This window comes from Leptolyngbya sp. GB1-A1, from assembly GCF_039962475.1.
Lineage (GTDB): Bacteria > Cyanobacteriota > Cyanobacteriia > Elainellales > Elainellaceae > Leptolyngbya_A.
Genome location: NZ_JAMPLI010000003.1, coordinates 121,859 through 147,493, shown reverse-complemented (window position 1 = coordinate 147,493; position 25,635 = coordinate 121,859). Strand labels below are relative to the sequence as shown.

The 25,635-nt window shown below is 50.9% G+C and carries 25 protein-coding genes; 14 read left to right on the top strand and 11 right to left on the bottom strand.

Annotated features, from left to right (window positions below; translation table 11 throughout):
• Positions 1 to 140: 140 nt before the first annotated feature.
• Both NDI45_RS04495 and rpe read left to right on the top strand, forming a co-directional pair.
• Complete coding sequence (locus tag NDI45_RS04495) at positions 141 to 680, top strand: phycobiliprotein lyase (protein WP_348246575.1); 540 nt, start codon at positions 141 to 143, stop codon at positions 678 to 680.
• A gap of 412 nt (positions 681 to 1,092) precedes the next feature.
• Complete coding sequence (gene rpe / locus NDI45_RS04490; RefSeq protein WP_190793009.1) at positions 1,093 to 1,797, top strand: ribulose-phosphate 3-epimerase; 705 nt, start codon at positions 1,093 to 1,095, stop codon at positions 1,795 to 1,797.
• A gap of 146 nt (positions 1,798 to 1,943) precedes the next feature.
• Here rpe and NDI45_RS04485 read toward each other — a convergent pair whose 3' ends face one another.
• Together NDI45_RS04485 and NDI45_RS04480 are read right to left on the bottom strand one after the other, a co-directional pair.
• A complete protein-coding gene (locus NDI45_RS04485) occupies positions 1,944 to 2,459 on the bottom strand; it encodes a GNAT family N-acetyltransferase (RefSeq protein WP_348246573.1) in 516 nt (171 codons plus the stop codon).
• A gap of 272 nt (positions 2,460 to 2,731) precedes the next feature.
• On the bottom strand, positions 2,732 to 3,016 hold the full coding sequence (locus tag NDI45_RS04480) for a DUF427 domain-containing protein (RefSeq protein WP_190793007.1): 285 nt from the start codon (positions 3,014 to 3,016) through the stop codon (positions 2,732 to 2,734).
• Positions 3,017 to 3,226: 210 nt separating this feature from the next.
• Here NDI45_RS04480 and NDI45_RS04475 point away from each other — a divergent pair, with 210 nt between their 5' ends.
• Positions 3,227 to 5,194, top strand: coding sequence for an AMP-binding protein (locus NDI45_RS04475; RefSeq protein WP_199296671.1), 1,968 nt, complete (start codon positions 3,227 to 3,229; stop codon positions 5,192 to 5,194).
• A gap of 39 nt (positions 5,195 to 5,233) precedes the next feature.
• Here NDI45_RS04475 and NDI45_RS04470 read toward each other — a convergent pair whose 3' ends face one another.
• Positions 5,234 to 6,766, bottom strand: a complete 1,533-nt coding sequence (locus tag NDI45_RS04470; RefSeq protein WP_348246570.1) for a polysaccharide biosynthesis protein — start codon at positions 6,764 to 6,766, stop codon at positions 5,234 to 5,236.
• A gap of 871 nt (positions 6,767 to 7,637) precedes the next feature.
• Between NDI45_RS04470 and NDI45_RS04465 the strand changes: the two genes are divergently transcribed.
• The 3 genes from NDI45_RS04465 (at position 7,638) to NDI45_RS04455 (ending at position 10,231) form a co-directional block, all read left to right on the top strand.
• The gene (locus NDI45_RS04465; protein ID WP_190793004.1) at positions 7,638 to 8,087 is read left to right on the top strand and encodes a YlqD family protein; all 450 of its coding nucleotides are present in this window, start codon (positions 7,638 to 7,640) and stop codon (positions 8,085 to 8,087) included.
• Positions 8,088 to 8,089: 2 nt separating this feature from the next.
• The gene (locus NDI45_RS04460; protein ID WP_190793003.1) at positions 8,090 to 9,427 is read left to right on the top strand and encodes a dihydrolipoamide acetyltransferase family protein; all 1,338 of its coding nucleotides are present in this window, start codon (positions 8,090 to 8,092) and stop codon (positions 9,425 to 9,427) included.
• Positions 9,428 to 10,009: 582 nt separating this feature from the next.
• Positions 10,010 to 10,231: a hypothetical protein gene (locus NDI45_RS04455; protein ID WP_348246567.1), complete on the top strand. Its 222-nt coding sequence runs from the start codon at positions 10,010 to 10,012 to the stop codon at positions 10,229 to 10,231.
• Between the two features lie 86 nt (positions 10,232 to 10,317).
• On the opposite strand, the gene NDI45_RS04450 is transcribed toward NDI45_RS04455, so the two are convergent.
• Entirely contained in the window at positions 10,318 to 11,367 is a 1,050-nt protein-coding gene (locus tag NDI45_RS04450) for a M23 family metallopeptidase (RefSeq protein ID WP_348246565.1), read from the bottom strand.
• A 152-nt stretch (positions 11,368 to 11,519) separates the two neighbouring features.
• Between NDI45_RS04450 and NDI45_RS04445 the strand changes: the two genes are divergently transcribed.
• Complete coding sequence (locus NDI45_RS04445) at positions 11,520 to 12,731, top strand: HhoA/HhoB/HtrA family serine endopeptidase (RefSeq protein WP_348246722.1); 1,212 nt, start codon at positions 11,520 to 11,522, stop codon at positions 12,729 to 12,731.
• 15 nt (positions 12,732 to 12,746) lie between these two features.
• Here the strand turns inward: NDI45_RS04445 and NDI45_RS04440 are convergent, their stop codons facing one another.
• From NDI45_RS04440 to NDI45_RS04430, 3 genes are all read right to left on the bottom strand, one after another.
• Positions 12,747 to 13,097 (bottom strand): DUF760 domain-containing protein, encoded by a 351-nt coding sequence (locus tag NDI45_RS04440; RefSeq protein ID WP_190793002.1) that lies wholly within the window; start codon positions 13,095 to 13,097, stop codon positions 12,747 to 12,749.
• 194 nt (positions 13,098 to 13,291) lie between these two features.
• Positions 13,292 to 13,774, bottom strand: coding sequence for an SMC-Scp complex subunit ScpB (scpB, locus tag NDI45_RS04435; RefSeq protein WP_348246563.1), 483 nt, complete (start codon positions 13,772 to 13,774; stop codon positions 13,292 to 13,294).
• A gap of 181 nt (positions 13,775 to 13,955) precedes the next feature.
• The gene (locus NDI45_RS04430) at positions 13,956 to 14,807 is read right to left on the bottom strand and encodes an ABC transporter ATP-binding protein (RefSeq protein ID WP_190793000.1); all 852 of its coding nucleotides are present in this window, start codon (positions 14,805 to 14,807) and stop codon (positions 13,956 to 13,958) included.
• Between the two features lie 271 nt (positions 14,808 to 15,078).
• On the opposite strand from NDI45_RS04430, the gene accA reads away from it, so the two are divergent.
• From accA to NDI45_RS04410, 4 genes are all read left to right on the top strand, one after another.
• Positions 15,079 to 16,059: an acetyl-CoA carboxylase carboxyl transferase subunit alpha gene (accA, locus tag NDI45_RS04425; protein WP_190792999.1), complete on the top strand. Its 981-nt coding sequence runs from the start codon at positions 15,079 to 15,081 to the stop codon at positions 16,057 to 16,059.
• A gap of 594 nt (positions 16,060 to 16,653) precedes the next feature.
• Positions 16,654 to 17,388: an SDR family oxidoreductase gene (locus NDI45_RS04420; protein ID WP_348246561.1), complete on the top strand. Its 735-nt coding sequence runs from the start codon at positions 16,654 to 16,656 to the stop codon at positions 17,386 to 17,388.
• Positions 17,389 to 17,457: 69 nt separating this feature from the next.
• On the top strand, positions 17,458 to 18,189 hold the full coding sequence (gene folE, locus NDI45_RS04415; RefSeq protein ID WP_190794064.1) for a GTP cyclohydrolase I FolE: 732 nt from the start codon (positions 17,458 to 17,460) through the stop codon (positions 18,187 to 18,189).
• Between the two features lie 779 nt (positions 18,190 to 18,968).
• On the top strand, positions 18,969 to 19,946 hold the full coding sequence (locus NDI45_RS04410) for an HD domain-containing phosphohydrolase (protein ID WP_190794065.1): 978 nt from the start codon (positions 18,969 to 18,971) through the stop codon (positions 19,944 to 19,946).
• A gap of 43 nt (positions 19,947 to 19,989) precedes the next feature.
• On the opposite strand, the gene NDI45_RS04405 is transcribed toward NDI45_RS04410, so the two are convergent.
• From NDI45_RS04405 to NDI45_RS04390, 4 genes are all read right to left on the bottom strand, one after another.
• Positions 19,990 to 20,952, bottom strand: coding sequence for a GNAT family N-acetyltransferase (locus NDI45_RS04405; protein ID WP_348246558.1), 963 nt, complete (start codon positions 20,950 to 20,952; stop codon positions 19,990 to 19,992).
• Positions 20,953 to 20,989: 37 nt separating this feature from the next.
• A complete protein-coding gene (locus tag NDI45_RS04400) occupies positions 20,990 to 21,649 on the bottom strand; it encodes a GNAT family N-acyltransferase (protein WP_190794067.1) in 660 nt (219 codons plus the stop codon).
• Positions 21,650 to 22,015: 366 nt separating this feature from the next.
• Complete coding sequence (locus NDI45_RS04395) at positions 22,016 to 22,402, bottom strand: alr0857 family protein (RefSeq protein WP_348246556.1); 387 nt, start codon at positions 22,400 to 22,402, stop codon at positions 22,016 to 22,018.
• A gap of 266 nt (positions 22,403 to 22,668) precedes the next feature.
• Positions 22,669 to 22,977 carry a hypothetical protein gene (locus NDI45_RS04390; protein WP_190794069.1) on the bottom strand — a complete coding sequence of 103 codons (309 nt, stop codon included), beginning with the start codon at positions 22,975 to 22,977 and terminating at the stop codon, positions 22,669 to 22,671.
• 91 nt (positions 22,978 to 23,068) lie between these two features.
• On the opposite strand from NDI45_RS04390, the gene NDI45_RS04385 reads away from it, so the two are divergent.
• From NDI45_RS04385 to NDI45_RS04375, 3 genes are all read left to right on the top strand, one after another.
• Positions 23,069 to 23,431, top strand: coding sequence for a hypothetical protein (locus NDI45_RS04385; protein WP_190794070.1), 363 nt, complete (start codon positions 23,069 to 23,071; stop codon positions 23,429 to 23,431).
• Positions 23,432 to 23,600: 169 nt separating this feature from the next.
• Positions 23,601 to 24,482, top strand: coding sequence for an alpha/beta hydrolase (locus NDI45_RS04380; RefSeq protein WP_348246553.1), 882 nt, complete (start codon positions 23,601 to 23,603; stop codon positions 24,480 to 24,482).
• A gap of 111 nt (positions 24,483 to 24,593) precedes the next feature.
• On the top strand, positions 24,594 to 25,595 hold the full coding sequence (locus tag NDI45_RS04375) for a zinc-dependent alcohol dehydrogenase family protein (protein ID WP_348246551.1): 1,002 nt from the start codon (positions 24,594 to 24,596) through the stop codon (positions 25,593 to 25,595).
• The last annotated feature ends 40 nt before the right edge of the window (positions 25,596 to 25,635 follow it).

Here is a 25,635-nt window from a genome sequence, read left to right as displayed (position 1 = left end):
TCATTGCCTACCCAGAGTTGAATTTTGTATTTCTAGCTACCAAGGTAAACTTGTCTTAATTTATATTAAGAAGTGTGACAAGGGTGTTACATCATCCCGCGTCCGGCTCAGGTTAATTTCAAGCTGCAAGGAGTGATACTGTGACTGCTTCCTTACTGACTTCATCGGCAATCGACGAGTCCCTGATTGCAGAGTTTTTCAGCAAATCTGTAGGACAGTGGCGATCGGAGCGTCGCTACTACACCTTGCCTGATGGAGAAACAAAGGAGATGGTCAGCATTATCCAAATTCGCTTCCTGGAGCAGGGTTGCCCGGAACTGCGAAAGCTTGCACAGCTTCATCAGCTTGCCGACGAAACCGCCCTTATCTGCGGCGCAGAAGTTTCCTGGGATGCAGCGAATTCAGCCAACGGGCGTAGAGAGTCCAGAGGTCACACGCTGTTCGGCGCTCTCGGGTCGATTCTGTATCGCGATCGAGGTTTTGCCACCCCCAAGCCTGTCACTGCTGACTACCACTTCATTAACCCCAATACGCTCTGCCTCCGCACTGAATACAAAGGTTCCAAATTCGAGGAAGAGCTAAAACTCGTGGGCAGCCAGTATCGCACCCGCCAAACGATCATTTCCCATGAGGGAGAGCAGCAGATGATCGGTCAATATCTGGAAAAGCGCATCAGTTAGGGAATACAAATTCTAGGGACGATACATTCGATCGATTGAGTGTTCCAGTGCCAATGGGCGTTTTGTGGCACAGGCGTTCTTCTTCACCCCGATAACAGAGCTTTCGTCTTACTGAATTCGTCTTACTGAAACTGAAGCGGTCGGGCACCCTGCTCATTCCATAAGAAGGGTTGCTAAGAAAGGCTGCTGATGGAATTCCTATTCTTTACGTGCCTACTCACGTGCATCTCAGATGATTAAGGCTCGATCGCGGAACCGCTTTCCTCGATCGAGTTTGCCTTTTGCATGGCTCAGAATGTGATGAAGCCGTGATGAATTTATGCCTCAACAACTTAATAAAGATGAAAAGACTGGGAACACGCTTTGTTAAACTGAGTACAAAACCGGACGCAGGAGAGAGCTAAAGCAAGCCATGACCCAAACCGCACCCCGCCAAACCGTTATTGCCCCTTCGATTTTATCGGCAGATTTTAGTCGGCTCGGTGAAGAAATTCAGGCAGTCGATCGCGCTGGCGCAGACTGGATTCACGTCGATGTAATGGACGGTCGCTTTGTTCCAAATATCACGATCGGTCCCCTGATTGTAGAAGCGATTCGCCCCTACACCCAAAAGCCGATGGACGTTCACCTGATGATCGTCGAACCCGAAAAATACGTGGCTGACTTTGCCAAAGCGGGCGCAGACATCATCTCTGTTCATGCCGAGCACAACGCTTCGCCCCACCTGCACCGCACCCTGGGTCAGATTCGCGAACTGGGCAAGCAAGCCGGAGTGGTGTTGAATCCCGCTACGCCGCTCGAACTGATCGAGTATGTGCTGCCAATTTGCGACCTGGTGCTGATCATGAGCGTTAACCCCGGCTTCGGCGGACAAAGCTTTATTCCCGATGTGCTGCCCAAAATCCGCAAGTTGCGTCAGATGTGCGATGAGCGGGGCCTGAATCCCTGGATCGAAGTCGATGGTGGTCTAAAAGGCAACAATACCTGGCAGGTGCTAGAAGCCGGAGCCAATGCGATCGTCGCGGGTTCTGCGGTATTCGGAGCAAAAGACTACGCTGAGGCGATCGAGGGGATTCGCAACAGCAAGCGTCCACAAGCAGAACTGGTTACGGCTTAGCCTTACTAAGTTAATTCATAAAATAATCTGGGGCGTAGCTAGCTATGCCCTTTTTTGTGTCGCAACCAAGCCGTTGAAACGCCTTATCCAATGCCTGCCAATCGCCATCCGGTCTCAACTCATCCGCTTAACCCGGCTTCATACAGTCAAGGGGCAGCAGGATTACTATTCTCGCGAATCTCCCACCGCCATAAGGGTCCGTCCTCAGGATCGATAATCTCTGAAACTTTGGTCATTCCACACTTTTCTAATACGCTTGTTGAAGCATTAGGCTCTGCCAGGGTATGAGCGCAAACACAGTCAACCAGAGCAGAGGCAAACGCAATTTCAATAAGTTGGCGCGCCGCAGACGTTGCAAACCCTCTACCCTGATAGCTTGGGGCAACGGAGTAGCCAATCTCAACCGTGCGGTGAGCATCAGGAACCGATTTAAAGCCGCCAAACCCAACTAACACCCGCTCAGGCTGAAAGAGAAACAGATACGGCAGCCACGGATGCCAAATCTCTGAAGCCTGCATACTGTTAAGGCTGTATTGAAGTGCCCCCTCGAAAGGTAAATAGCGATTGGCAACCTGAAATCCGTAAGCAGCTTGAAACGCATCAGGCCCCTCAATCAGCTTCTCAAGGTGTTCAGCAGAGCAAGGAACAATTTCGATATCCATCACTCAGACTTCCTCACGTTGCTAGGCTACTGCACCAATTGCATTGAACGATTTTCCACAAAACGCCAATTATTAACTCGAAAGTATTAACTCGATAGTTCCGTGTTTTGGCTTTCGCAGGGTATCTAAGAGCGAGGGTCAATGTTGCCGTCTCTCAAGCAAATAGCAAGCGAATAGAAGACAGGATAAGGCTACCGGAGCCGGTGTAATTCAGTAAAGATTTACTACAGTTTGCCTAGCCCATCCTGCGTCTTCTATTTGTCCTGATGGCTCTATGCCTCGACCTTGACTCCGCGCCAAAAAGCCACATAACCCTCGATGTTCTTTGCAGCATCCTTCGCTTGCGGGTAGTACCAGGCAGCGTCTTTGTTTTCCTGTCCGTTTACTTCGATCGTGTAATAGCTGGCAGTGCCTTTCCAGGGACAGGTAGTGTGGGTGTTGCTCGACTTGAAGTATTCGGACTTAATCGCGTCGGGTGGAAAGTAAAAGTTGCCTTCTACCTTTTCGCAGCGATCGCTTTCCGCTAAAACTGAACCATTCCAAATTGCCTTGGGCATAATCTTAAACTCCTTTCGCTCAAACTTTTCCCGTTATTGCTTTGGCTGTATGTATTGCTTTGGCTGTATCTATTGTGCCAAGTCTATTGCGCTGCTGGGGCATCTCAATTGTCAATCTTGATGTGCAGCTGAGTTTCTGTCTACATTTCTCGCCGATTATAGGAGATTAAAGAGAAGCTAGGGAAACGATGTCCCAGGAGGGTGATGACGATGACAGCTGCTGCAATACAACCCACATTTCAAGACCGATTTGACTACAGCAAGGCTTCTGCTCTGCCTGACATTTGGGCAATTGTCACCCAGTCGCCCGATGTTGCTCGAACGATCGCACTGCGAGATCCCCATGGCAAGCTTGCGATCGAGTTAACCTATGGGGAACTGTATCAGCAGATTCAGTGGTTTGCGGCAGGGTTACAGTCTTTAGGAATTCAGTCTCGCGATCATATCGCGCTGTTCTCGGATAATAGTCCACGCTGGCTAGTTGCTGATCAAGGCATGATGCTAGCAGGGGTGGTGAATGCCGTTCGGGGGGCACAAGCCGATCGCGAAGAACTCCTTTTTATCCTGGAACATAGCGACAGCGTTGCGCTGGTCGTGCAGGACAAAGAGACGCTAGGCAAAATTGCGGCAGGATTCCCAGATTTGCCTTTGCGGTTTGTGATTGTGCTGTCCGACGAAACGCTTGAGCTGGAAAATCTGCGGGTGATTCCGTTCAGTGAAGTGATCGAAATGGGCAAATCCCATCCGCTTCAGCCCGTTGCCCTAAGTCGTGATATGACGGCAACCCTGATGTACACCTCTGGCACATCCGGTCAGCCAAAGGGAGTCATGCTCAGCCATCACAATCTCTTGTCGCAGGTGATGGGAGCCTATCAGGTCGCGCAGCCCCAACCCGGCGAACGAGTCCTCAGCATTCTTCCGATCTGGCACTGCTACGAGCGCACCTTTGAGTATTTCGTGCTGTCTCACGGCTGCACTCAGACCTACACCAGCATCCGCACCGTTAAAAAAGACTTAAAAGATGTGAAGCCCCATTACATGGTCGGGGTACCGCGTCTGTGGGAATCGATCTACGAAGGCGTGCAAAAGCAATTTCGCGAACAGCCGATCAAAAAGCAAAATCTGGTCAAGTTTTTCCTGGAGAAAAGCGATCGCTTCATCCGTGCCCGCCGCCTTGTGCAGGGCTTGTGTCTCGACAATCTGAAGCCTTCCATAGGAGAAAAGCTAAAAGCTTCACTGCAAATGGCAGCTCTCTGGGTCGTGCATCAAGCAGGCGATCGACTCGTGTACCGTAAAATTCGGGAGGCAACGGGTGGCGAAGTCAACTTCCTGGTAAGTGGCGGAGGATCGATCGCTGAACACCTGGAGGACTTCTACGAAATTATTGGCGTTACGATCCTGGGCGGCTACGGGCTGACGGAGACTTCACCGATTACCCATGTGCGTCGTCCCTGGCGCAATCTGCGCAGCGCAGACGGAGAACCGCTTCCCCATACCGAAACTCGCATTGTTGATCCGGAAACGCGCCACATCCTGCCGATCGGTCAACAGGGCTTGGTGCTCATTCGTGGACATCAGGTGATGCAGGGCTACTACAAAAATCCCCAGGCAACGGCAAAGGCGATCGACTCAGAAGGCTGGTTCGACACGGGCGATCTGGGTGTGGTCACAGAGTTTGACGATTTGATTATCACCGGACGCGCTAAAGATACGATCGTCCTCACGAACGGCGAGAATATTGAGCCACAGCCGATCGAGGATGTTTGTCTTCGCAGTCCTTATATCGACCAGATGATGCTGGTCGGACAGGATCAAAAAGTCCTGGGTGCGCTGATCGTGCCCAACCTGGACGCACTGCATCTGTGGGCAGTCAATCAAAATCTCGCGCTCAAGCTTCCGAGTGAATCCCCTACAAGCGGAGGCGAACCGATGCGAAACAGCTCTCCAGAAGGGGTAATCGATCTCGACAGCAAACCTGTGCAGGAACTCTTCCGGCAGGAACTCAACCGCGAAGTCAAAAATCGCCCCGGCTATCGAGCAGACGATCGCATCGGACCCTTCCGCCTGCTGTTGGAACCTTTCACGATCGAAAACGGAATGCTAACCCAAACGCTCAAAATTCGCCGAAACGTGGTGGTCGATCGCTATCGTAAGACGATCGACGAGATGTTCGTTTAATTGCCACCCATGGCATCAGTGGGTCTGTATCTTGATTGGCTAAGCAGCTAGTCGAAACGGCAGCTCGAGTGCCTCAGGATCGATGTATTGAGTGATTGCATCAACGCAGGGGGTTAGATTTTCGATTTTGTTGAGTCGTCGAAACAGACCGCTCAGCAGCAAATCGAGCAAGTCTTGATGATAGGCATCGATTTGATTGTTGTCAGACGACCAATATCTGGGATCAAAGCCCCATTTCCAGATATTCAGCAATCGGGCAGGGGGAGCTTGTTGGAAAGTGGAAGTGGCAATCGCTTTTATTGCGTCGCCTAATCCTTGCCGCAGGTCGGCTTCTGCGGTTTCCAGATTGTCTGTTAGCGATCGCAGCAGCAGCAAATGTTTTGCCAGTATCGAAGCTGAAAACGGAGCGATTTCTGACACAATCATGTCTCCTGAGGCATCGATCGATCGCCATTGGCACTCAATCACATTGATCAGCGTATTGACCTCGCTAGGCTGGCTCCAATCTACTTGACCCCGAAAAAACGGCTCTTCGTATCCAGCGACCAGCCCTTGAAAGTACAGCGGAATTTTTTTGCCAGACTGAAGACTCGTCTGAAGAATTTTGTGCAGTGCAACTTCGAGCGTTTCGACGGGCCAGCCCAGATTCCGACAGAGGAAGAATTTCAGGCGATCGGGCTGCGATAGCGCGATCGCGTTCAACAGCAGATGGACTGCTTCACCCACATTCTGACCAACCACATAGCGGTGCGGCGCATGAACTTTGACAATTGCATCCTGCTGAAGTTTCTGGTCAAAGTACTCGCAGAACGAGCTGTTGTCCAGCATATGGGTAAACCGCACCATCCCGTAGCAGGTATGCCCTTCTCGCGATGCCTTAGCAAACTGCCACTCCGTCATTTTTTTGGTGGCGGCGTAGACTTCGGCCGTGTAATATCGCGATCCCTTCCCGGTTGAAGAATAAATGCAGTGTTTAACGCCATATCGTTCACAGAGCTGAATGATATTTTGTGAACCGAGAATATTTGTCGTCACCGTTTCACGGATTTGCTTTTCTGCCAACCAGGGAAGCCGCTGAGCCGCCAGGTGAAACACCACTTCAGGACGCTCGGCTGCAAAAATTGCTTCTAAGCCAGGCAGGTTGCGAATGTCAGCCACATAGTAAACTACCGGAACTTCAGTGGCGATCGCGTGCTCCGGCTCAGTGCTGACCAAGCATCCAGCCTTGCGAGCATGGTCTACAGAAATAATCTTTTTTGCACCCAGGCTCGTCAGTTTTTGAATTAACGCTCCACCGACACATCCCTCACCCCCCGTCACCAGCACCGTTTTTCCCGTTAGCCGCTCGCGCACTTCTGCCTCATACAGATAAATGCTGCGCTGCCACACTTCTGCAAAGGGATCACCTTGCAGCATGCCATCGGCTTGGTATGCCTTAATGAGCTGGGCAGTTAGGCTTTGTAGCGTAGCGATAGTTTCTGGCTCCTGTAGCTCTGGCGACCCGGGCGGCACCAGTTCTTGAATCGCTGAGATAATTGCGGCTTTGCTGAGTGGGCTGATTGAGTGGTTCATAACATAAGCTCCCGGGCGATTGCACTGAACTAAAGCAAAGTTAAGAGTTAGTCGTGATATTGATGGCTAAGACTTTCCCGACTGCCTTGTTTTCTCAGCTCAAAGAGGTGGTGTAAATGCCTTCTCAAACAGGGTTAACGCTAGCCTCATCAGCAGTCCGGCTGAAACCACTGAAAGTGCACGTCACGTCACACTTAGTAAATGACTTCACCCTGCTGTGAAGCCGTAGCGAAGAAACACTAACCCCTTTGTATCTGGTTCTAAATTTGTCTGTCGAGAGACTTCATCGAGATTTCATTCAGCTCAGGTACAGTTGCAGCCCAGCCCCTCGTAATTCATGGCTCCTGCAGAACCTTTTGAAGCTCTCATCTAGAAAAGATTTCAGTAGTCTCACGACTTCGGTGTGCGATTTTACACTAGAAATTTAGAACAGGACGCAGATCAGAATTTGGAATGGTTTCAGTCTGAAAAATTATTCAGGTTGGGTGTTTTCTACAGCTTTACGAAAACTTATCCTTCTTGTGGTTCCTCTGCTAGAGAACAAGCTGGAAGTCCTGCCGCATCGGTGTCCTGCTTCCTTCCTTGTCATTCGTGGAGGACAATGCAAAATTAAGATTGCAGAATAAGAGACAGGGCTTTCAGGACGGGCGGCGGCAACCAGGCTTGACCAACAAGTACCTGAGAAATTACGTGATTCATCTCCTGATTGATGCGCTTCTAGAGGATCGGCTTGGTGGTTTTACCCAAAGTTTTCACTAAGCGTCCATTCTCATAGAAAATAAACAATGGGCTGTTGTCACAGGAAGGACTGACGGCACAGCCGCTCTAGCGTAAAAGCTTGTTGAAAAACCTACTCTCCTAGCCTGCGTTCATGGAAATCTCCAAACCCCATCTGCTTCTAAAACGAGTTATTAATGTGAAGGTGGTCGTCACGCCGCGCTGGAAGGAAGATACCCAACAGCAATTGCAAGCCCAGATCAATCAGCTAGATGGTCAGCTTCAGCAATTGGAGATTGACGGGCAGCGGACGATCGGTGAAATTCAGCGACAAAGCACTAACCCTTCTGACCCGGTTGTGGTGCAGCAGGTGAATAACGTGCAGGTGCAAATCAATCAGCGGCGCAGCGACCTGCTCGGTAAGAAAAACCAGATTTTGCAGCAACTTCAGCAGGTGCAATTGCTCGATCTGGATCAGGAAGTCAGCACCGGACAAATTGAGGGCTTTTTCCGCGTTGAAACGGGCGACAACCTGATCCGCAAAATGCAGGTTGAACTGCTGCTGCGCGACGGCATTGTTGAGGAAATTCGCGGAGACGTATAGCCATGATTAACGAAATTTTTATGCCTGCCCTCAGTTCGACGATGACGGAAGGCAAGATTGTGTCCTGGGTAAAATCCCCTGGCGACAAGATCGAAAAAGGCGAAACCGTGGTGATTGTCGAGTCAGATAAGGCAGACATGGACGTGGAATCGTTCTATGAGGGCTTCCTTGCTACGATCGTTGTCCCGGCAGGAGAGTCAGCCGCCGTCGGAGCTGCGATCGCCCTGGTTGCAGAAACCGAAGCGGAAATCGAACTGGCAAAACAGCAAGGATCAGCAAACGCTGCTCCGGCTGAAGCCACGGCAGATGCTCCGGCGCAAATGGCAGCAGCAACCGCAGTTTCTCCTGCACCGCTGGAAGCTGCAAACGGCAACGGTACGCCCAGCCGCAACGGACGCACGATCGCCTCACCCCGCGCCCGCAAACTTGCCAAGGAACTCAAGATCGACCTGGCAGGACTGCAAGGCAGCGGACCCTATGGGCGGATTGTGGCAGAAGATATCGAAGCGGCAGCCGGGAAAACGTCTGCTCCGGTTCCTCCGGCTCCCCCAGTTTCCCCTGTACCTGTCGCTCCTGCACCCGTGGCTCCTGCACCCATGGCTCCGCCCGCACCCGCTGCCGCCAAAGCTTCGATCGTGCCCCCCGCTCCTGTCGCTCCTGCTGCGCCCGGCCAGGTTGTGCCGCTGAACACGCTGCAAAATGCTGTGGTGCGAAACATGATGGCAAGCCTGCAAGTGCCCGTTTTCCGGGTCGGCTACACCATCACAACAGACAATTTAGACAAGCTCTATAAGCAGGTGAAATCGAAGGGCGTTACTATGACGGCTCTGCTGGCAAAAGCGGTTGCTGTCACGCTGCAAAAGCACCCGATCATGACTGCCTTTTACACCGAGCAGGGTATCAACTATCGCTCATCGATCAACGTCGCGATCGCAGTGGCAATGGCCGATGGTGGACTGATTACCCCCGTGCTGCAAAACGCCGATCAGCTTGACCTCTACTCGCTGTCGCGGATGTGGAAAGATCTGGTCGATCGCTCGCGCTCAAAGCAGCTTCAGCCCGACGAATACAGCACAGGCGGCTTCACGATCTCTAATCTGGGGATGTTTGGGGTCGATCGCTTTGATGCCATCCTGCCACCCGGACAGGGAGCAATTTTGGCAGTGGGGGCTTCTCGTCCACAAATGGTCGCTACATCGGATGGACTATTTGGCATGAAGACGCAAATGCAGGTTAATCTAACGTGTGATCACCGGATTATCTACGGCGCACACGCAGCCGCATTCCTGCAAGACCTGGCAAAGCTAATCGAAACTAATCCGCAGTCGTTGACGCTGTAGGACGATCGAATGGTTAGCAATCGGTCACACCGATCGGTTAACCAATCAATCAGCAGATCATTGAACAATCAGTTAATCAATAACAAGCCGAGGGGCAGCCGCCCCTTTTTTGCGGCAAAAATTGCAGAGCGAAGTAGCCATCCTGAACTGACCTCCGCTATCCCGCAGCCTCTTCTCCCACTCGATTGAATTGAGGAGGCAAAGGGGAGCAGGACGAGAAGTCCGTGGAACTCAAGGCTGCTCTATCGTTCTGGGAGCGGGATCAAGAAGGAAAGCTAGCATTCTTGCAGGCGGTCTAAAAAAGTTTCTTCTGAAAATATGCTGAGCAGATCAAGAGTTCAAGTTTCAAACTTTACCTGGAACTTGTAGAGAGAATCCGGTTTTCGTCAGACTCCAATCGCTCCTGGAGGAAAGCTAATCAAGAGTCGTTTTAAGCAAATGGAGATTTGCTGTGCTTTCTAAAATTCAGATATAGGCAATTGCTGCAATGGTTTTTGCACTGCCCTTGGTGGCGATCGGTGCCAAAAGTGCTCTGGCAGAAGACGTGAGTTTACGCTAAACAACGCTACCAGCTACACCTTGATGGAATTTTACGCGTCTCCAACCGATGTGGAGAGCTGGGAGGAAGATATTCTGGGGCTTGATGTCCTGGGGTCAGGAAAAAGCATAATAGTGACGATCGCCGACGATCGCACTCAGTGCGAATACGGCATTAAGGGCGTGTTTGAGGACAGCGAATCGATTGAACATGCTGCGGTTAATTTGTGTGATCTAAATGGCGGCATGTATCAGTTCAGTGATTAGCGAAATTCTTTAATTGGACGCTTTTAAGGATAGGGTGGCATTGCTCACCTTACTTTTTGATTTGTTGCTTTATTTTTTACAGAAGATTACCGTCTTCCGCCCGATCGCAACTGCCGCAGATAGTTTCCCGGATCCTGCGCCACCCAGCCTAAATCAGAATTCGATCGCACTTCAAAGGTGAGGTAAGGTTGGCTTTGCCCCGAATTGCTTCCCGAATTGCCAACTGAGCTGCCGACTGAGCTGCCGCTCGAATACCCCACCGTACCGATCGTCGTACCTGCGCGAACCGTTTGACCAACGCGCACATTCATCCTTTGCAGATGAGCGTATCGGGTTTGAAGTCCCTGGCTGTGATTAATCACCACCAGATTTCCATAGCCTGCCTGATTTCCCGCAAAGGCGATCGTCCCAGATCCTGCCGCATAAACCGGGGTTCCCACTGCCGCTTCTAAATTCACGCCGCTCTGAAATACCACCCTGCCGCTTGCCGGACTAAGCTGCCACCCATAGCGAGTCAAAATCGGCGCAACCGATGGCAGAGGATAGCGATCGATCGGGCTATTGGCAGTGGTCGGAACCGGATTAGGCGACCAATTGACCCCTGGCACAAAGACAGTCCTGGGAGCAGTCTGGCAGCCGTTGACTTCAAACAAAACATCCGGGCGCACGTTGTAGCGTCTGGCAAGGTCGCGCAGGCTGGTTCCGGTAGGCACATCAACCCGAATGCCGTTGTAGGGCGGAATCACAATTTCGGTTCCGACAGGGGCAGAGCCGTTCCGCAGGCGGGGATTAAAGCCGATCAGCGTCGCCGGAATCAGGTTATATCGGGCAGCAATGCTCTCTAGCGTTTCACCGGACTGGATGCGATGGCGGTTGAGCTGCGATAGGGCAGGTGCAGGACAGGTCGAAGCAGAAGGGGTGGGAACGGTCAAGGTTTGAGCTTTCACAGGCTGAGTTAACGTATCCCCCCCACTGAGCCACCCGGTGAGAAAAATACCGATCGAGCCAATGCGAAGCACTTCCTCCTGAAAGGGAATCGGTCGCTTCGCTGTTCCCCAAAGGGGTAATCGCTTGACGCAGTCCCAGGAGAATTGCCGCCCGATCGCCAACCAATTCCTAAAAAACAAGACACCCACCAAAGTTTCTTATCCTTCCACACAAGCTTGACTCAATTCTGACAAATTCTGCTTATGGTTGCGGCTAGCTGAATTGCCATTACCAATTCCCAAGCGATTCTGGTTAGTATTGGGGGAGAATATGAGCCGTGCGGATTGCGAAACAGCGAAATATGGGCTTGTCAATGAAGAACGTGGGATTTTATGCCGTCTTGCTGGCCATCGGGGGCAGTGCAGGCTGGGCAAGTGCCTACTATATGCGATCGGTCACTCGTCCGACTGAACCTGCTGCATCCCCAGCACCAACCCATTCACCTGTGCTGTTTCAGGAAACTCAGGCAGTCGCTCAGGTTCCCCTGCCGATTGGCAACAATCAAAACTTCATTGCCGATGCTGTGCAAAAGGTGGGTCCTGCCGTGGTGCGGATTGACTCTGAACGATCGGTCGAGTCTCAGCTTCCCGACGCGCTGCAAAACCCCTTCTTCAAACGATTCTTTGGCGAAGACGTTCCTATCCCGCCTCAGGATCGGATTGAACAGGGCACGGGGTCGGGCTTTATTGTCAGCCAAGACGGGCGAGTGATTACCAATGCCCACGTGGTTGAAGGGGCAAGCACCGTAAAGGTCACGCTGAAAGACGGACGCACGCTTGACGGCAAAGTGGTGGGCATCGATCCGGTCACTGACGTTGCAGCCATTAAAATCAATGCGGCAAGCCTACCTACGGTGACGCTGGGCAAGTCAGAAACCCTGATTCCGGGACAGTGGGCGATCGCCATTGGCAACCCGCTGGGTTTAGACAATACGGTGACAGCAGGCATTATCAGCGCAACGGGGCGATCGAGTTCTCAAGTGGGCATTCCCGATCGGCGCGTTCGATTTATTCAGACTGATGCGGCAATCAATCCGGGTAATTCTGGCGGACCCTTGCTCAACGATCGCGGCGAAGTAATTGGCATCAATACTGCAATTCGAGCAAACGCGCAGGGCTTGGGGTTTGCAATTCCGATCGAAACAGGCTGGCGCATTGCTCAGCAGCTATTTGACAAAGGACAGGCTCAGCACCCCTATTTGGGGATTCAAATGGTGGATCTCACATCAGATCTACGCGATCGGATTAACGAAGACCCAGAACTCAATCTAAAAATTAGCGATACGCAGGGCGTTATGATTATTCAGGTCGTGAAAAGCGCCCCTGCTGAGACAGCAGGAATCCGTCCGGGCGACGTGATCCTTAAAGTGAACAATGTACCCGTTGCCACATCTTCAGACGTGCAGCAACAAATCGAGACCAGTCAAGTCGGCGGCTCTGTCTCGGTTGAGGTCAAGCGTGGCAATGAAACAAAAACTATTCAGGTTCGCCCGATCGCCTTTCCGAACCCATGAAAATTGGGTCTTGCCTTAGTCTTCGAGGTCAAGTCCCATCGAAATTGAGCCTTTGATGCTGGCTTCTAGCTCCATGCGCTGTTCCATACGCCGCAGGAAGTACCCAGTCATCATTGCCGATGCCAGCAGACCTGCGAGGTTGTCGCGATCGGTTGTGACCTGCACGTTGAAGGCTTCCGAAGGCAGAACGCCAACCAAGCCCTGGACGTTTTGAGAAATAATCTGCTTAATTTCTGGGCTAACCGATCGAGCGACTCGCGCCAGAACCTCAGGAGATTGGTGCTGAAGGTACTTCAACAGTTGATTCGCCTGACCCTCTCCAGTATCACTACCGAAGAACTCAAAATCGTCAGGGTTAAACACCATAGCAAGCCTCAATTTTAAGTTACAACTGTTTGAACATTTATTGCGGTCTTGTCGATCTATTGTGCCATTGTTACCTGCTCCTGTGCCTAGTAGTCTTAAGGTAGCATTTTCGATTTGCTAAGTCCTGCCGGAAGAAATACGGATCTGGAGAGGGGCCGGAAGCAGAAGGGGCCGGAAGCAGAGGGAGCCAAGAATCAAAGAGAGTCGGAGAGCGGGGGCAACTGGTCGACCTGAAAATACTGATAAAACTTGTCCGTGACTTGAAGCCAATAAGATCTGCCGTCGGACTGTCTCCACTTCCGCACAAAGCCCAGCTCCACTAATTCCTGAACGTGCTGATAAGCACCTGAACCTCGCAGTTCGACCAAATCGGGCTGACTGATAGAACCTTTGAGGGCGATCGCCGCCAGGGTTCGCAGTGCCCCCCGCCCTAAATCAACCGGAATCAGCGTTTGCACCAAACCTTGATAAGCTTCCCGGAGCTGAAGACAGTATCCGTCTGGCGTTTCAACCACTTCCAGCGCACTGTCTCGATGGGCGTAGTCCGCCATTAGCTCAATCATGCCTTCCTGGATCTGTGCTCGATCGCACCCAGAATATTCTGCGATTTTGGCAATCGTTAGGGGTTGAGCTTTCAGGTAGAGAATCGCTTCTATTTGTGCGGCAAGGCGAGGCATTCTGGCGCAAGGAGAAACAGATTTTGCCTGATGAGTATAGCGGATTCTGGCAAGAGGGTGAGTGAGGGGATAGGAAGGGGTGGGGTGAAGGGATAAATGAGCAAAAGAAATTGTGCCCTGACCAAAACTGACTCGGAAGGTAAAAGATAAAGAGAGGATGGCTAGTTTTTTGAGTGGTGAATTAGTCGAGATTGCGTCCGGTGAGTTCGACGAAGATGTCTTCCAGGTTAGAGGGGCGAATCATCATCCCTGTTTTGTCGGGCTGGTGTTCTAGATAAGTTTTCGCTTCGTCCAGCGTCGGGAAAAACTGATAGTCCCAGCGATCGCCATTTTGCTTCATCACCAGTCCTTCCCCGTGTCGCTGTCGCAGTTCTTCTAACGTACCCAGCTCGATCAGCTTGCCGCTGTCCATAATGCCAATGCGATCGCACAAATACTCGACTTCCTCCATATAGTGCGTGGTGAGCAGCATTGTCATGCCCTGCTGATTTAGTCCTTTGATGATTTCCCAGAGACGGCGGCGCGTTTGCGGGTCGAGTCCAACCGTGGGTTCATCCAGAAATAAAATTTGCGGCTCGTGCAGCAGTGCCCTGGCAATTTGCAGTCTGCGCTTCATTCCACCTGATAGCGTTTTTACCATCGCATCACGGCGATCGGCTAACTCCACGTAGTCCAGCCAGCGGCTGATTTCCTGCCTGCGTTTTGCCGGAGACAAATGGTGCATGCGCGCATGAAATTCCATGTTTTCCCAGACGGTCAAATCTTGATCAACGCTGAGCTGTTGCAGCACCACGCCAATCTGTTTCTTCACGCCAAAGGGCTGCCGCACCACATCATAGCCCGCCACCACAATATCGCCTTGAGTGGGCTGCGTCAGGGTGGTCAGCATCCGAATCGTCGTGGACTTCCCGGCTCCGTTGGGGCCGAGCAAGCCGAAAATTTCGCCAGGTGCGATCGTCAAAGACAAATCGTTCACCACCTGAACGTTGTTGTAGACCTTATAAACACTATGGAGTGCAACCGCCGCCGTCATAATTGAACCATCGGGAATGAACAGTTTTGATCTTATCGTTCCATTAGCTTTACACACTTGGACGATCGCGCCTTCAAAGAGCTACGCCGCTTGAATAAACCATGAGGCAAACGACTGAAACTGGAGCCGTGAAGGGTGCGAACCGTAAGGTAAACTATTGTTTAGAGATTTCCAGCAAAACTTCCCCTAAGCTCTAGCAAGCACTCCCTCCTGAAGTGCCCCTTATCCTCTCACCCCCCTATCTTCCCACCCCTTCACCCCTCTCCCTCACATGGTCAGCACCGATCGCAAACCCATCCTGCTCGATTTTGAAAAGCCCCTGGTAGAACTGGACGCACGAATTGCCCAGATTCGGGAACTGGCAGAAGAAAATGATGTCGATGTGTCTGATCAGATTCTTCAGCTTGAGGCACGAGCGGTGCAGCTTCGGCAGGAAATTTTTAGCAGTCTAACTCCCGCCCAGCGGCTTCAGGTGGCACGTCATCCCCGTCGTCCCAGTACGCTGGACTACATTCAGGCAATCAGCGATGAGTGGATGGAGCTACATGGCGATCGAACCACAGGCAGCGACGATCGCGCACTGGTAGGCGGCATTGCTCGCTTAGAAGGTCGTCCGGTAGTGATGCTGGGACACCAGAAAGGGCGTGACACCAAAGATAACGTCAGCCGCAACTTTGGCATGGCGTCTCCAGGCGGCTACCGCAAAGCACTGCGCCTGATGGATCACGCCAATCGATTTGGAATGCCGATTATTACTTTTATCGATACGCCTGGAGCTTATGCAGGCTTAGAAGCGGAACGGCTGGGACAGGGAGAAGCGATCGCCGTCAATTTGCGAGAAATGTTTCGCCTGGAAGTACCGATCGTTTGTACAGTGATTGGCGAAGGCGGATCAGGCGGTGCGCTGGGCATTGGCGTGGGCGATCGGCTCATGATGTTTGAGCATTCGGTCTATACCGTTGCCAGTCCTGAAGCCTGCGCGGCGATTCTCTGGAAAGATGCCAGCAAAGCTCCCCAAGCAGCTGAAGCGTTGAAGATTACCGCAGCAGATCTGAAGGCACTCGGCATTCTAGATGTAATTTTGCCGGAACCGATCGGGGGAGCGCATTCTGCCCCGCTTGCTGCCGCTGCCACACTGAAGCATGCTCTGCTGGATAATCTCCAAACACTAAGCCAAATGACCCCGCATCAGCGACGTGAACTCCGCTATCAAAAGTTTCGCCAAATTGGTCAATTTCAGGAATCGGCTTAATTTGTCTAATGCGATCAATGCTCAACCTGAGTTAGCACAATTCCTGAGCCTTGTTCTAGCACTTAGCTGAGGCAAAACTGTGAAACATATCAGGAAATTTATCGGACGAAAGTTGCTCGACCTGGAATTGCACTGCAAGAATCGTCTAAGATCAACGATGAACGTTCAAAGTCACCTACCTGCGGAAGGAATTCATAGGAAAAGTGATGATCGATCTGCGAACACCCGACCGCCAATGCTATAATTTTTATGTAACATTTGTTTACATAAAACCTTGCTGCTGACGCAGGTTAACTGGTTCAAACTTAGGAGGATAGGCAGTATCGCGATCTGCCTGCACCTCTTTGATCTTTTATCAGTTTAGTCTCTGTCCCCCGTCCATTTCTGGCGCAGCACTGTACTTCTTCCAGCTCCCAGATTCAATGTTCCATCTGTGAACCTGCTTTTTCAAGGCAATCGGCTTTTTGCATAAGCGCATCTGACTTGGGGTTAACCGATTCTTCTCCAAAATGGGTTTATCCGCCACGGCTTCGCTAGATATTTCTCTAGCAGGTATTTTTCGCTCGCTCCTTCTGCAAGTATTTGGAAAATTTCATGACCGCTCAAATTCCTGAACGTGCCCATCAACGTGCTTTAATCACGGGCGCAAGTAGTGGCATTGGCAGAGCAACTGCGCTTTTATTTGCCAAAGCCGGAATTGATCTGGTGCTTGTAAGTCGCTCCCAGAGTCCCTTAGATGCAGTTGCCCATGAGGTCACTCAGCTGGGCGTTCAGGCTGACGCTTATTCGATCGATCTGGCAGCGATTGATTCGATTAAAGCTCAGTTTGAAGCGATCGATCACAAAACGCCGATCGATATTCTGGTTAACAATGCTGGAATGGGCTATACGGGAAACCTGATCGATACCCCTCTATCGGACTGGCAGCAGGTGATCAACCTGAATTTGACGAGCGTGTTCCAGTGCATTCAAGCCATTCTGCCCGGAATGCGACAGCGTCGGGGGGGCATGGTGATCAATGTGGCATCGATCGCTGGCTATCAGGCGTTTCCCGGATGGGGCGCATACAGCGTCAGCAAAGCGGGACTGATTTCCCTCTCTAAAATCCTGGCGGCAGAAGAGCGGGCAAATGGGCTTCGGGTCGTCACGGTTTGTCCAGGTTCAACCAACACGCCGATTTGGGATACAGAGACGGTACAGGCAGATTTCGATCGCACCCAAATGCTCACGCCCGATGTGGTGGCGCAAACCATTCTGCATGCTGCCCTACTGCCGCCCGGTGCAGTGGTGGAGGAACTCACCGTCATGCCCAGTGGCGGAGCTTTGTAAAACCTCTTTCACCCCTTTTGATTTGTTTCTGACATCTAATTTGATTCTGAGATCTACCCTTACTGAACTATGACTATTGCTTCTTCTAACGGTTTCAACGGCGGTCCCTCTCCCCAAGCAAAAGATTCAACGGTGGCGGATTCGGCTAACAATGTCACTCGCGTCACGACTCGTCCCGATCGCACCACTCGCTCTGGTGAAGAGGCAAAGCTGTATCCGATCCCAGAAAGTGCTCAAGAAACAATGATGGCAGCGGTGCACGATATGCTGGTCAGCGTTGGCGAAGACCCAGAGCGCGAAGGATTGCTGAAAACGCCAAAGCGGGTGGCTGAGGCAATGCGGTTTCTCACCAGCGGCTACCAGCAATCGCTCGAAGAACTGGTGAACGGAGCCATCTTTGACGAAGGGCACAATGAGATGGTGCTGGTGCGCGACATTAATTTCTTTAGCCTGTGCGAACACCATATGCTGCCGTTTATGGGCAGAGCGCACGTTGCCTATATTCCAAACCAGAAAGTCGTTGGTCTGAGCAAGCTTGCCCGCATTGTCGAAATGTATTCGCGGCGGCTTCAGGTGCAGGAGCGTCTAACGCGCCAGGTCGCAGAAGCAGTGCAGGAAATCCTCGAACCCAAAGGCGTAGCGATCGTAATGGAAGCGACTCATATGTGCATGTCGATGCGCGGTGTGCAAAAACCCGGTTCCTGGACGGTGACAAGCGCGATGCTGGGTGTTTTTCAGGAAGATTCAAAGACCCGCGAAGAATTCCTCAGCCTGCTCCGTCATCAGCCTGCTTTCTTCTAAGCTTGCTTCTGGGACGATCGCCAATTTTGGTCTGATAAGGTTGTTTGATCAGCCTCAAAAGTTTTACATCGCCCCTCCGAGTCCGTTGATCTGAGGGGTTTTCAGTTTGGTTGAAGTGTACTTAGAAGGGTACTCTAAAAGGGTACTTCAAAGCTTAAGGAGAGCTACTCTGCATCCCTTTTATCAATAAAGCTCGACATGGAGCAGCCTGTTACGAAGGTTTAGTTTGAGGATTGCTTGTGTACTCTCAGCGAGGGAAATAGAAATGCAAAGGTTGACGCAGATTTATTGCTCTCAGGAGTCTAACGGGCTTTAGCGGTTGGAGTGTTAATTACTTATTTGATAGAATTTATCTGATAGGTTTAAGACTTAAACTGCTTCTGCAGTATCGTTTGCTTTGTTCTGATTTCGTTTTGTCCTGATTTTGTTTTGTCTGCGTCGAATTAGTTCAGCCTGATTGCCTCAGCTACAGGTTAGGCGAGAATTAGTTTTTGTTTTTTGGAAAGGTAGGCTTGAATCGACGACTATCATCCTCAATGTGAATCGATATTAGACGAGATTCAGTGTTATGCCGATTGACGGTGTCCATGAGGTACTGCGATATCAGTAAAAAACCTGATCCTCTACCTATCCTGATTGAACATACTGGTGAAGATACAAAAGTTAAAGCCGCTAAACGCTAAGAGAAATTTTGTGCAGCACCAACTCGCGTTTCAGAACGCTGAAGAAGTTGTCTACCCTCACTCTTCACTGTTTATATTCGTAAGTGAGACATTCCTGTGAACCGCTTCGATTCAGATAGACCCAAGATTCTGGTTGTTGACGATCACCCCTCCAGCAGAACGACTGCGGTTGCATTACTCTCAGTTGAAGGCTACGAGGTTTTAGAAGCTGAAAATGGGCAAGCTGCTCTCAATTGCCTTGCAGGAGCCAATCCCGATTTAATCCTCCTAGACGTGATGATGCCGGGAATGGACGGCTACGAAGTGTGCCGACAGCTTAAGCAAGATGAGCATACACGCTTAACCCCCGTAATTTTTGTGACGGCTCTGAACGATCGACGCGCCCGGCTTCGAGGTATTGAAGCAGGCGGAGATGATTTCCTCTCCAAACCCTTTGATCAGCTAGAGCTATCTGCACGAGTGAAGTCGCTGATTCATCAAAAACGCCTCAACGAAGACCTGGATCATGCGGGAAAAGTGCTGTTTTCGATCGCCCGGACGATCGAGAGTCGCGACCCTAACACGGGCGACCACTGCGAGCGACTGGTGCAGCAGGGTAAAGCCTTTGGTGAGTTTTTGCGGCTTCCTCGCAACGAAGTGCGCGACTTGTCGTGGGGAGCCTATCTGCACGACATTGGCAAAGTCGGTATTCCTGATGCAGTCTTGCTGAAGGCTGGCAAGCTCAGTGACGCCGAATGGGAAATTATGCGACAGCACGTTTTAATTGGTGAGCAAATTTGCCAGCCGCTGCAGACGATGCGGGGCGTAACGCCAATCATTCGCCATCATCATGAACGCTGGGACGGGTCAGGCTATCCCGATCGGTTAAGGGGTGATGAGATTCCTTTTCTGGCGCAGGTGTTTCAACTCATTGATATCTATGACGCGTTGACGCATGAGCGCCCTTACAAACCCGCTTTTAGTCCCCAAGAATCACTGGAGATTATGATGCAGGAAACCAGCAAGGGCTGGCGAAACCCGGATTTGATGAAGCGGTTTGCTGACTTTGTTTGTAGTCACGCTGCAGCGGCTTGAGCCGTCTTCTAGTTTCTAGTCTTATCGAGAAAAGGTTTGAGAATTAGGTAATCGCCTTGCTGTAAGTCAGCCAGGTTTTAATTGGTTCAAAGCCAATCGACTCATAGAGCGAAAGTGCCTGATTGGGGTTGTTTAGATCCACGCCCAGATGAGCGATTTCCATTTCGATCGATCGCAAGCGATGCAGTCCGGCAAGAAGCAGGGCACGTCCTAACCCCATCCGGCGAAAGCCGCGCCGCGTTCCCAGAGCGTTAACCCAGCTAATTGGCTGTGGCTGGTGTTTGTTCGCTTCGGACTGAGACGAGCAGAAGCAGAAGCCCGCATAGGTTCCGTCAGGGGCAACGGCAACGAGATCCAGTTCAGGACGATAGTTTGGCTCTGCTAACCAGTGCTGCAACTGTTCGATCGTTAAAGGATGAAAATTCCAGTGGTCGATAAAGGTCTGGTTGTACAGCTCCACGGAAGCGGCCTCGTCTAGCTCATCGCACCCGTCCAATAGTTGATATCCGACAGGAAAAACCGGATCGGGAATGGGATCAAGCAACGATCGCCGCATGGTGAAGAACTGCCGCTCCAGCACAAAACCAGCTGTTTCGATAATCGCAATGCGATCGTGAAAAATATCCTGGCTGCCGCATCGCAAAATCGACTCCTGCTGGCGGATCTGCCCTACCTGCCGCATTCGCGCTTCTGCCCAGGCGATCATTTCTGGCTCCAATCCCTGATAGCGACGATCGGGATGCACATAGAGACAGAGGTAGCCGCTCAGGTTTGGATCGTCTGCTTGGGGAAGCCAGATCTGAGCCACTGCCAGAATTTCTCCTGATTCCTCCCAGAGGCGCATATCTCGCCTTGGGTCGAAGCCAGGAGAACCAAGCTCTTGCTTAACTTCTTCGATCGTGGAAAATTCCTCTTCGCGATCGGCGGCTTCGCACTGGTTAATCAAATTTGTCAAGGGCTGAAGGTCAGCCTGACCAGTATAGGGGCGAGCAGTTAAGGTTAGCATTGGTTTCTCCTGGAAAAGTACAGGGAGATCAGTTTGATCAGTTTAAGGAGTGCGACCGATCGGACTGATAAATATCAGAATGACCACTTACTAATGTGGTCTTATCTTTTAAATCAAGCGTGATCAGCGAAACTTCGGAAACATCAGACGGTGAATATTTGAAAGAGGGTAAATCTAATTTTTTGAGTCCCAATTTGAGATAAAGGTTACCGGGATCAGGAAAGGCAACTGCCGTCAACACATAGTCAAAGGTTTGGCAGATTTGCTGATAGGTTGAACGAGCAAGGTGGAGCAAAATCCTTGAAGTATGACGATAGCGAGGATGAATGACTAATCGGGTCACTTCTAGATTATTTGATTGTTTTAGAAGAGCTGGAATTGCATGATAGCGTTCTAGCTCAAAGCGATCGTCTAACGGAGTACAAAACCGCCAGCAGGCAATCAGGCGATCGTGATGAAACGTGCCAAACCACTGAGAAGCTGAGTCATAGTCATCCACAAAAATTAGATCATTCTGCCAGGTTCCAAACCGAATTCCAGAGGGATTGTTTACCTCAGGAACCCAACCCATCTCCTCAACAAAAACTTGATAAACTAGCCTTTGGGCAAGCGGAAATTCTTCCTGGGTTAAGGCTCTGCTGATATAAGCATGATTTGACTTTTCGGCAGATTGCGATCGCTGAATTAAACCTTTCATCTTGAATGTCCTACTTCCAGGAAATAAACGCATTACTTCCGATGAAAGTAGGAGACATTGCCTACGAACAGATACTAACAGCCATTAGGGAAAACGAGCGATTTGCATCTAATCAATGTTAGGGATGTTTGAGAAGTAACATTCATCAGGCGAACCACTCCCTAACCCCCTAACCCTGGGAAACGTAGCCCTCCTCAGGATTCTCAAAGTCCCCCGAAAGCCAGGGGATTTAGAGAACGATATAGAACCTTTAAGATTTCTCAAACAATCCCTTAATCAATTAAAATTTCTAACTTCTAAAGTTCAAGCCACCTCCACAGTAGACAATCAAAGAAATTCAAGACAAAACTACGATTCAAATCCCTCTCAATATTTGAGCGGAGAGATTTCCATTTCTGACATTTGCCATAGTTCAAACAACAACGATTCAATCGCCCGATCGATCGCTATCACAAAAACGCCTTCGGCTTCGTGAGCTATAGACGCAATCCAGATTCCCCGCAGGCTGATTTCGACCGATCGATGGTCAGCAGGCGTGATAGTAATTTCTTGCTCGGTGCGGTGGATCAGGCGATGCAAGCGGATTAATCCTTGCAGGTTGGCGGGCAGCAGAAATGAGGCGGCTCCTGGCTCTAGGTGAAAGCACTGGCTGGTTCGCAGGGAGAGCGTCAGCCGCAGGTGTAGCCATTCCTCGATCGATTCCGGCACAAGTTCCAGGTACAATCCTGTTTCGGTATAGGTCAATTTCAGCATGACCAAAAGACTCCGGGGCAGTTCAAGAGTTCAGCAAAAACTTCAGCAGCGAAATTGCAGATCGAAATTGCAGATCGAAATTGCAGCAGAACTGGAGACGGAATACCAATTCGTAATTCGTAACTCGGAATTGCGGGTTTACTGGATTGAGTGAATTGATATGGGGGGGTATTGAGGCAACTGATGAGTGCAATCGATTTAGACAGCAACAAGCCCCGCCTCCAAAAATCCGTAAGAAGCGGGGGATTAAAACTCAGATTGAGGATTTAACAGGGTGTTGATCCAGCAAATAACTGCCATCTTGCCCTCCCGCTTTGCCTGAATAAATGACTTTCTGGCTGTTCCAGCAGTCCTGCTTCAAATCGGGTAAAAAATAGTGGTGCAAATCGTAGTGCGAGTCGCAGTCGCAGCAGGGGCAGCCCCGATAGGAACAGTGGATAGAGCCAATACTGTGCGTCCAGGTTCTCGCCATGATTAAATTCACGATCGAAATCGTCGCCACGCAGAGCTAGCCGCATCTCTGCCGCGAAAACGAGCGACTGAACCAGAGCGATCGAGAGCAATGCGTTCATCATGGCTAAACCTCGCAGGAGGAAAACTTGCATCTTTCAGATAACATACTACACTTGTATTACGATGATGTCTACATAATTGGAGAAGAAAAGCATGTACACGCTGAATCGCACCGCAACGACAGAAATGGAAGTGACGAGCATTCGGCTAGAGCGCGAACTGAAAGACAAACTGAAAGAACTATCCGGCAACCAGGGTTATCAAGCCCTCATCCGCGACATTTTGTGGAACTATGTGCATCAGAAGTCCGGCGATGCTCAGCCTGTCTTATCGCGATCGGACATTCGCATCACAGTGCAGGCGCAAGCCACTCAGGAAGAACGATGTGCCCTCACGGGTCAATTCATTAAACCCCAGGAGCCAATGCTTTTGGGACTTACGACCAGCGGCGAGATGGTTCCCCTCAGTCTTCACAGTCTCGATTACCCCACAGGGGGAGCTGCTTCGCATCGTTGACGTTCAAGAATTTTCCCAATTCGCTTCAGATCACGCTACCGGGGTAGAGTTGGTTCGCCGCTCTGCCCTGATTGCGTCTAAGGACAAATTTCCCTGCTAAACGTGAACGATCGACACAAAGCGATGAGATAACCTTTCTGTTTGATATCGCTAAGTATGGGTAAATGTTATGAACGTATTGATTACACCTCCCGATCGGCAAACCGGAATGCAGCTTCGCGATGGTCGTGTACTAGCCTGGTCGGAATGGGGAGCGACTGAAGGATTGCCTGTCTTATTCTGCACCGGAGCTGGGATGAGCGGATCACTGGGATTTGGCACAAATTATCTCCTAGAGCTTGGTTTAAAACTTATTGCCATTGATCGTCCTGGTTTAGGTGCATCCGATGCTCACCCCACCAAAACACTATCGTCGTGGGTTTCAGATATCCAGGAATTGATTGAGGCACATCACCTCATGAACGTTACCGCCGTAGGATTTTCTCAAGGCGCACCTTTTGCATTTGCGCTGGCAGGAGCAGGGCTAGTCGAGGCAATCGCGATCGTATCAGGGCAGGATGAGCTAACCCATCCCCAAATCAGACCGCTTTTGCATTCTGATGTTTCGCGAATGATTGCGGAAATTGAACAGGATGCAGCAGCATTTGAGCAATACTTTTCGCAAATCGCAACTCCAGAAGGGTTATGGCATCTCATTATTGAAATGAGTGCAGCGTGCGATCGATCGCTTTATCTCAGTGACTCATTTGGCAGAGCATATCAGCATTGTTTGCAAGGGGGATTTGCACAGGGAACACAAGGTTATGTACGGGATCTGGTCAATGCGCTCAGCCCCTGGACGATGAAGCTAGAGGAGATTAAAATTCCCGTAGACCTTTGGTACGGTGGTTTAGACACCAGCACCGTTCACTCCCCAGATTCTGGGACGACCTTGGCTCGTCGTTTACCAACAGCTTCGCATACGGTCGAGCCAGCAGCAGGTGGTTCAATTCTCTGGACGCGAGCGCAAGCAATTTTGACCCAACTCAGATCTCATCTGTTGACCGAATAGACTGAATAGAGCTTCGTTTTATTACAAATTCGTCATCAAAAAATTTGTATTGGACTCCTCTAAACCTAAAATGGCTCCGTTATCCTGAAATGGACGAGTAAGAAACAAGCTGTGAAAGCCATTCTAATGACTTCCCCTGGTAGTCCCGAAGTCTTGCAGGTACACGACGTACCACCGCCACAAATTCGGCAAGCGCGGGAACTGCTAATTCGTCTCAAGGCAGCAGGCATCAACCCGATCGACACCAAACTGCGGCAGCGCGGCACTTTCTACCCAGAGCAAATGCCCGCCATTCTGGGTTGTGATGGAGCAGGAGTTGTCGAGGCAGTTGGCTCTGGTGTACAGCAGTTTCGCGTAGGCGATGAAGTGTATTTTTGCAACGGTGGCTTAGGAGGGCATCCTGGCAACTATGCGGAATTTGCGATCGTCGATGAGCGATTTGCCGCGCTAAAACCCAGCTCGATCGGCTTTACAGAGGCAGCAGCGGCTCCCCTGGTGCTGATTACAGCATGGGAAGCATTATACGATCGGGCGCGGTTGGAAGCAGGGCGCAAGGTTTTGATCCATGCGGGGGCGGGAGGTGTAGGTCATGTGGCAATTCAACTGGCAAAGCTGGCAGGGGCAACAGTTTGTACCACGGTCAGCACGCCGGAAAAGGCAAAGTTTGTGCGGCAGCTTGGAGCAGATCACGTCATTTTTTACCGGGAGACTGACTCAATCGAGGCAGTGCTGAATTGGACAAACGGCGAAGGCGTGGATTTAGCCTTTGATACGATCGGCGGTCAAGTGCTGTCTCAAAGCTTTGCCCAAACTGCGGTTTATGGAGACGTGGTAACAATTCTCGCCCCTGATTCTCAGACCGATTGGAAAACAGCTCGCGATCGAAATTTGCGCGTGAGCTACGAACTGATGCTAACCCCCATGCTGAGGGGCATGACCCAGGCGCAGCAAGATCAGGCAAAAATTTTGCGGCAGTGTGCCCACCTGATCGACCAGAAGGACCTCATGATTTACCTGAATCGAACGTTTCCGCTTGCAGAAGCCGCTGCCGCCCATCGATTACTGGAAATGGGTTCGCTCATGGGCAAGCTCGTTTTGCTTACAGAGCCGTAATTCGTCCACCGTAGCCATTCTGGCAGAACCTCGCTTGGTT

Coding starts and splice junctions, on each gene's coding strand:
- rpe (WP_190793009.1), top strand. CDS start 1,093: ATGACCCAAACCGCACCCCGCCAAACCGTTATTGCCCCTTCGATTTTA.
- NDI45_RS04485 (WP_348246573.1), bottom strand. CDS start 2,459: ATGGATATCGAAATTGTTCCTTGCTCTGCTGAACACCTTGAGAAGCTG.
- NDI45_RS04480 (WP_190793007.1), bottom strand. CDS start 3,016: ATGCCCAAGGCAATTTGGAATGGTTCAGTTTTAGCGGAAAGCGATCGC.
- NDI45_RS04475 (WP_199296671.1), top strand. CDS start 3,227: ATGACAGCTGCTGCAATACAACCCACATTTCAAGACCGATTTGACTAC.
- NDI45_RS04470 (WP_348246570.1), bottom strand. CDS start 6,766: ATGAACCACTCAATCAGCCCACTCAGCAAAGCCGCAATTATCTCAGCG.
- NDI45_RS04465 (WP_190793004.1), top strand. CDS start 7,638: ATGGAAATCTCCAAACCCCATCTGCTTCTAAAACGAGTTATTAATGTG.
- NDI45_RS04460 (WP_190793003.1), top strand. CDS start 8,090: ATGATTAACGAAATTTTTATGCCTGCCCTCAGTTCGACGATGACGGAA.
- NDI45_RS04455 (WP_348246567.1), top strand. CDS start 10,010: ATGGAATTTTACGCGTCTCCAACCGATGTGGAGAGCTGGGAGGAAGAT.
- NDI45_RS04445 (WP_348246722.1), top strand. CDS start 11,520: ATGGGCTTGTCAATGAAGAACGTGGGATTTTATGCCGTCTTGCTGGCC.
- NDI45_RS04440 (WP_190793002.1), bottom strand. CDS start 13,097: ATGGTGTTTAACCCTGACGATTTTGAGTTCTTCGGTAGTGATACTGGA.
- scpB (WP_348246563.1), bottom strand. CDS start 13,774: ATGCCTCGCCTTGCCGCACAAATAGAAGCGATTCTCTACCTGAAAGCT.
- NDI45_RS04430 (WP_190793000.1), bottom strand. CDS start 14,807: ATGACGGCGGCGGTTGCACTCCATAGTGTTTATAAGGTCTACAACAAC.
- accA (WP_190792999.1), top strand. CDS start 15,079: ATGGTCAGCACCGATCGCAAACCCATCCTGCTCGATTTTGAAAAGCCC.
- NDI45_RS04420 (WP_348246561.1), top strand. CDS start 16,654: ATGACCGCTCAAATTCCTGAACGTGCCCATCAACGTGCTTTAATCACG.
- folE (WP_190794064.1), top strand. CDS start 17,458: ATGACTATTGCTTCTTCTAACGGTTTCAACGGCGGTCCCTCTCCCCAA.
- NDI45_RS04405 (WP_348246558.1), bottom strand. CDS start 20,952: ATGCTAACCTTAACTGCTCGCCCCTATACTGGTCAGGCTGACCTTCAG.
- NDI45_RS04400 (WP_190794067.1), bottom strand. CDS start 21,649: ATGAAAGGTTTAATTCAGCGATCGCAATCTGCCGAAAAGTCAAATCAT.
- NDI45_RS04395 (WP_348246556.1), bottom strand. CDS start 22,402: ATGCTGAAATTGACCTATACCGAAACAGGATTGTACCTGGAACTTGTG.
- NDI45_RS04390 (WP_190794069.1), bottom strand. CDS start 22,977: ATGATGAACGCATTGCTCTCGATCGCTCTGGTTCAGTCGCTCGTTTTC.
- NDI45_RS04385 (WP_190794070.1), top strand. CDS start 23,069: ATGTACACGCTGAATCGCACCGCAACGACAGAAATGGAAGTGACGAGC.
- NDI45_RS04380 (WP_348246553.1), top strand. CDS start 23,601: ATGAACGTATTGATTACACCTCCCGATCGGCAAACCGGAATGCAGCTT.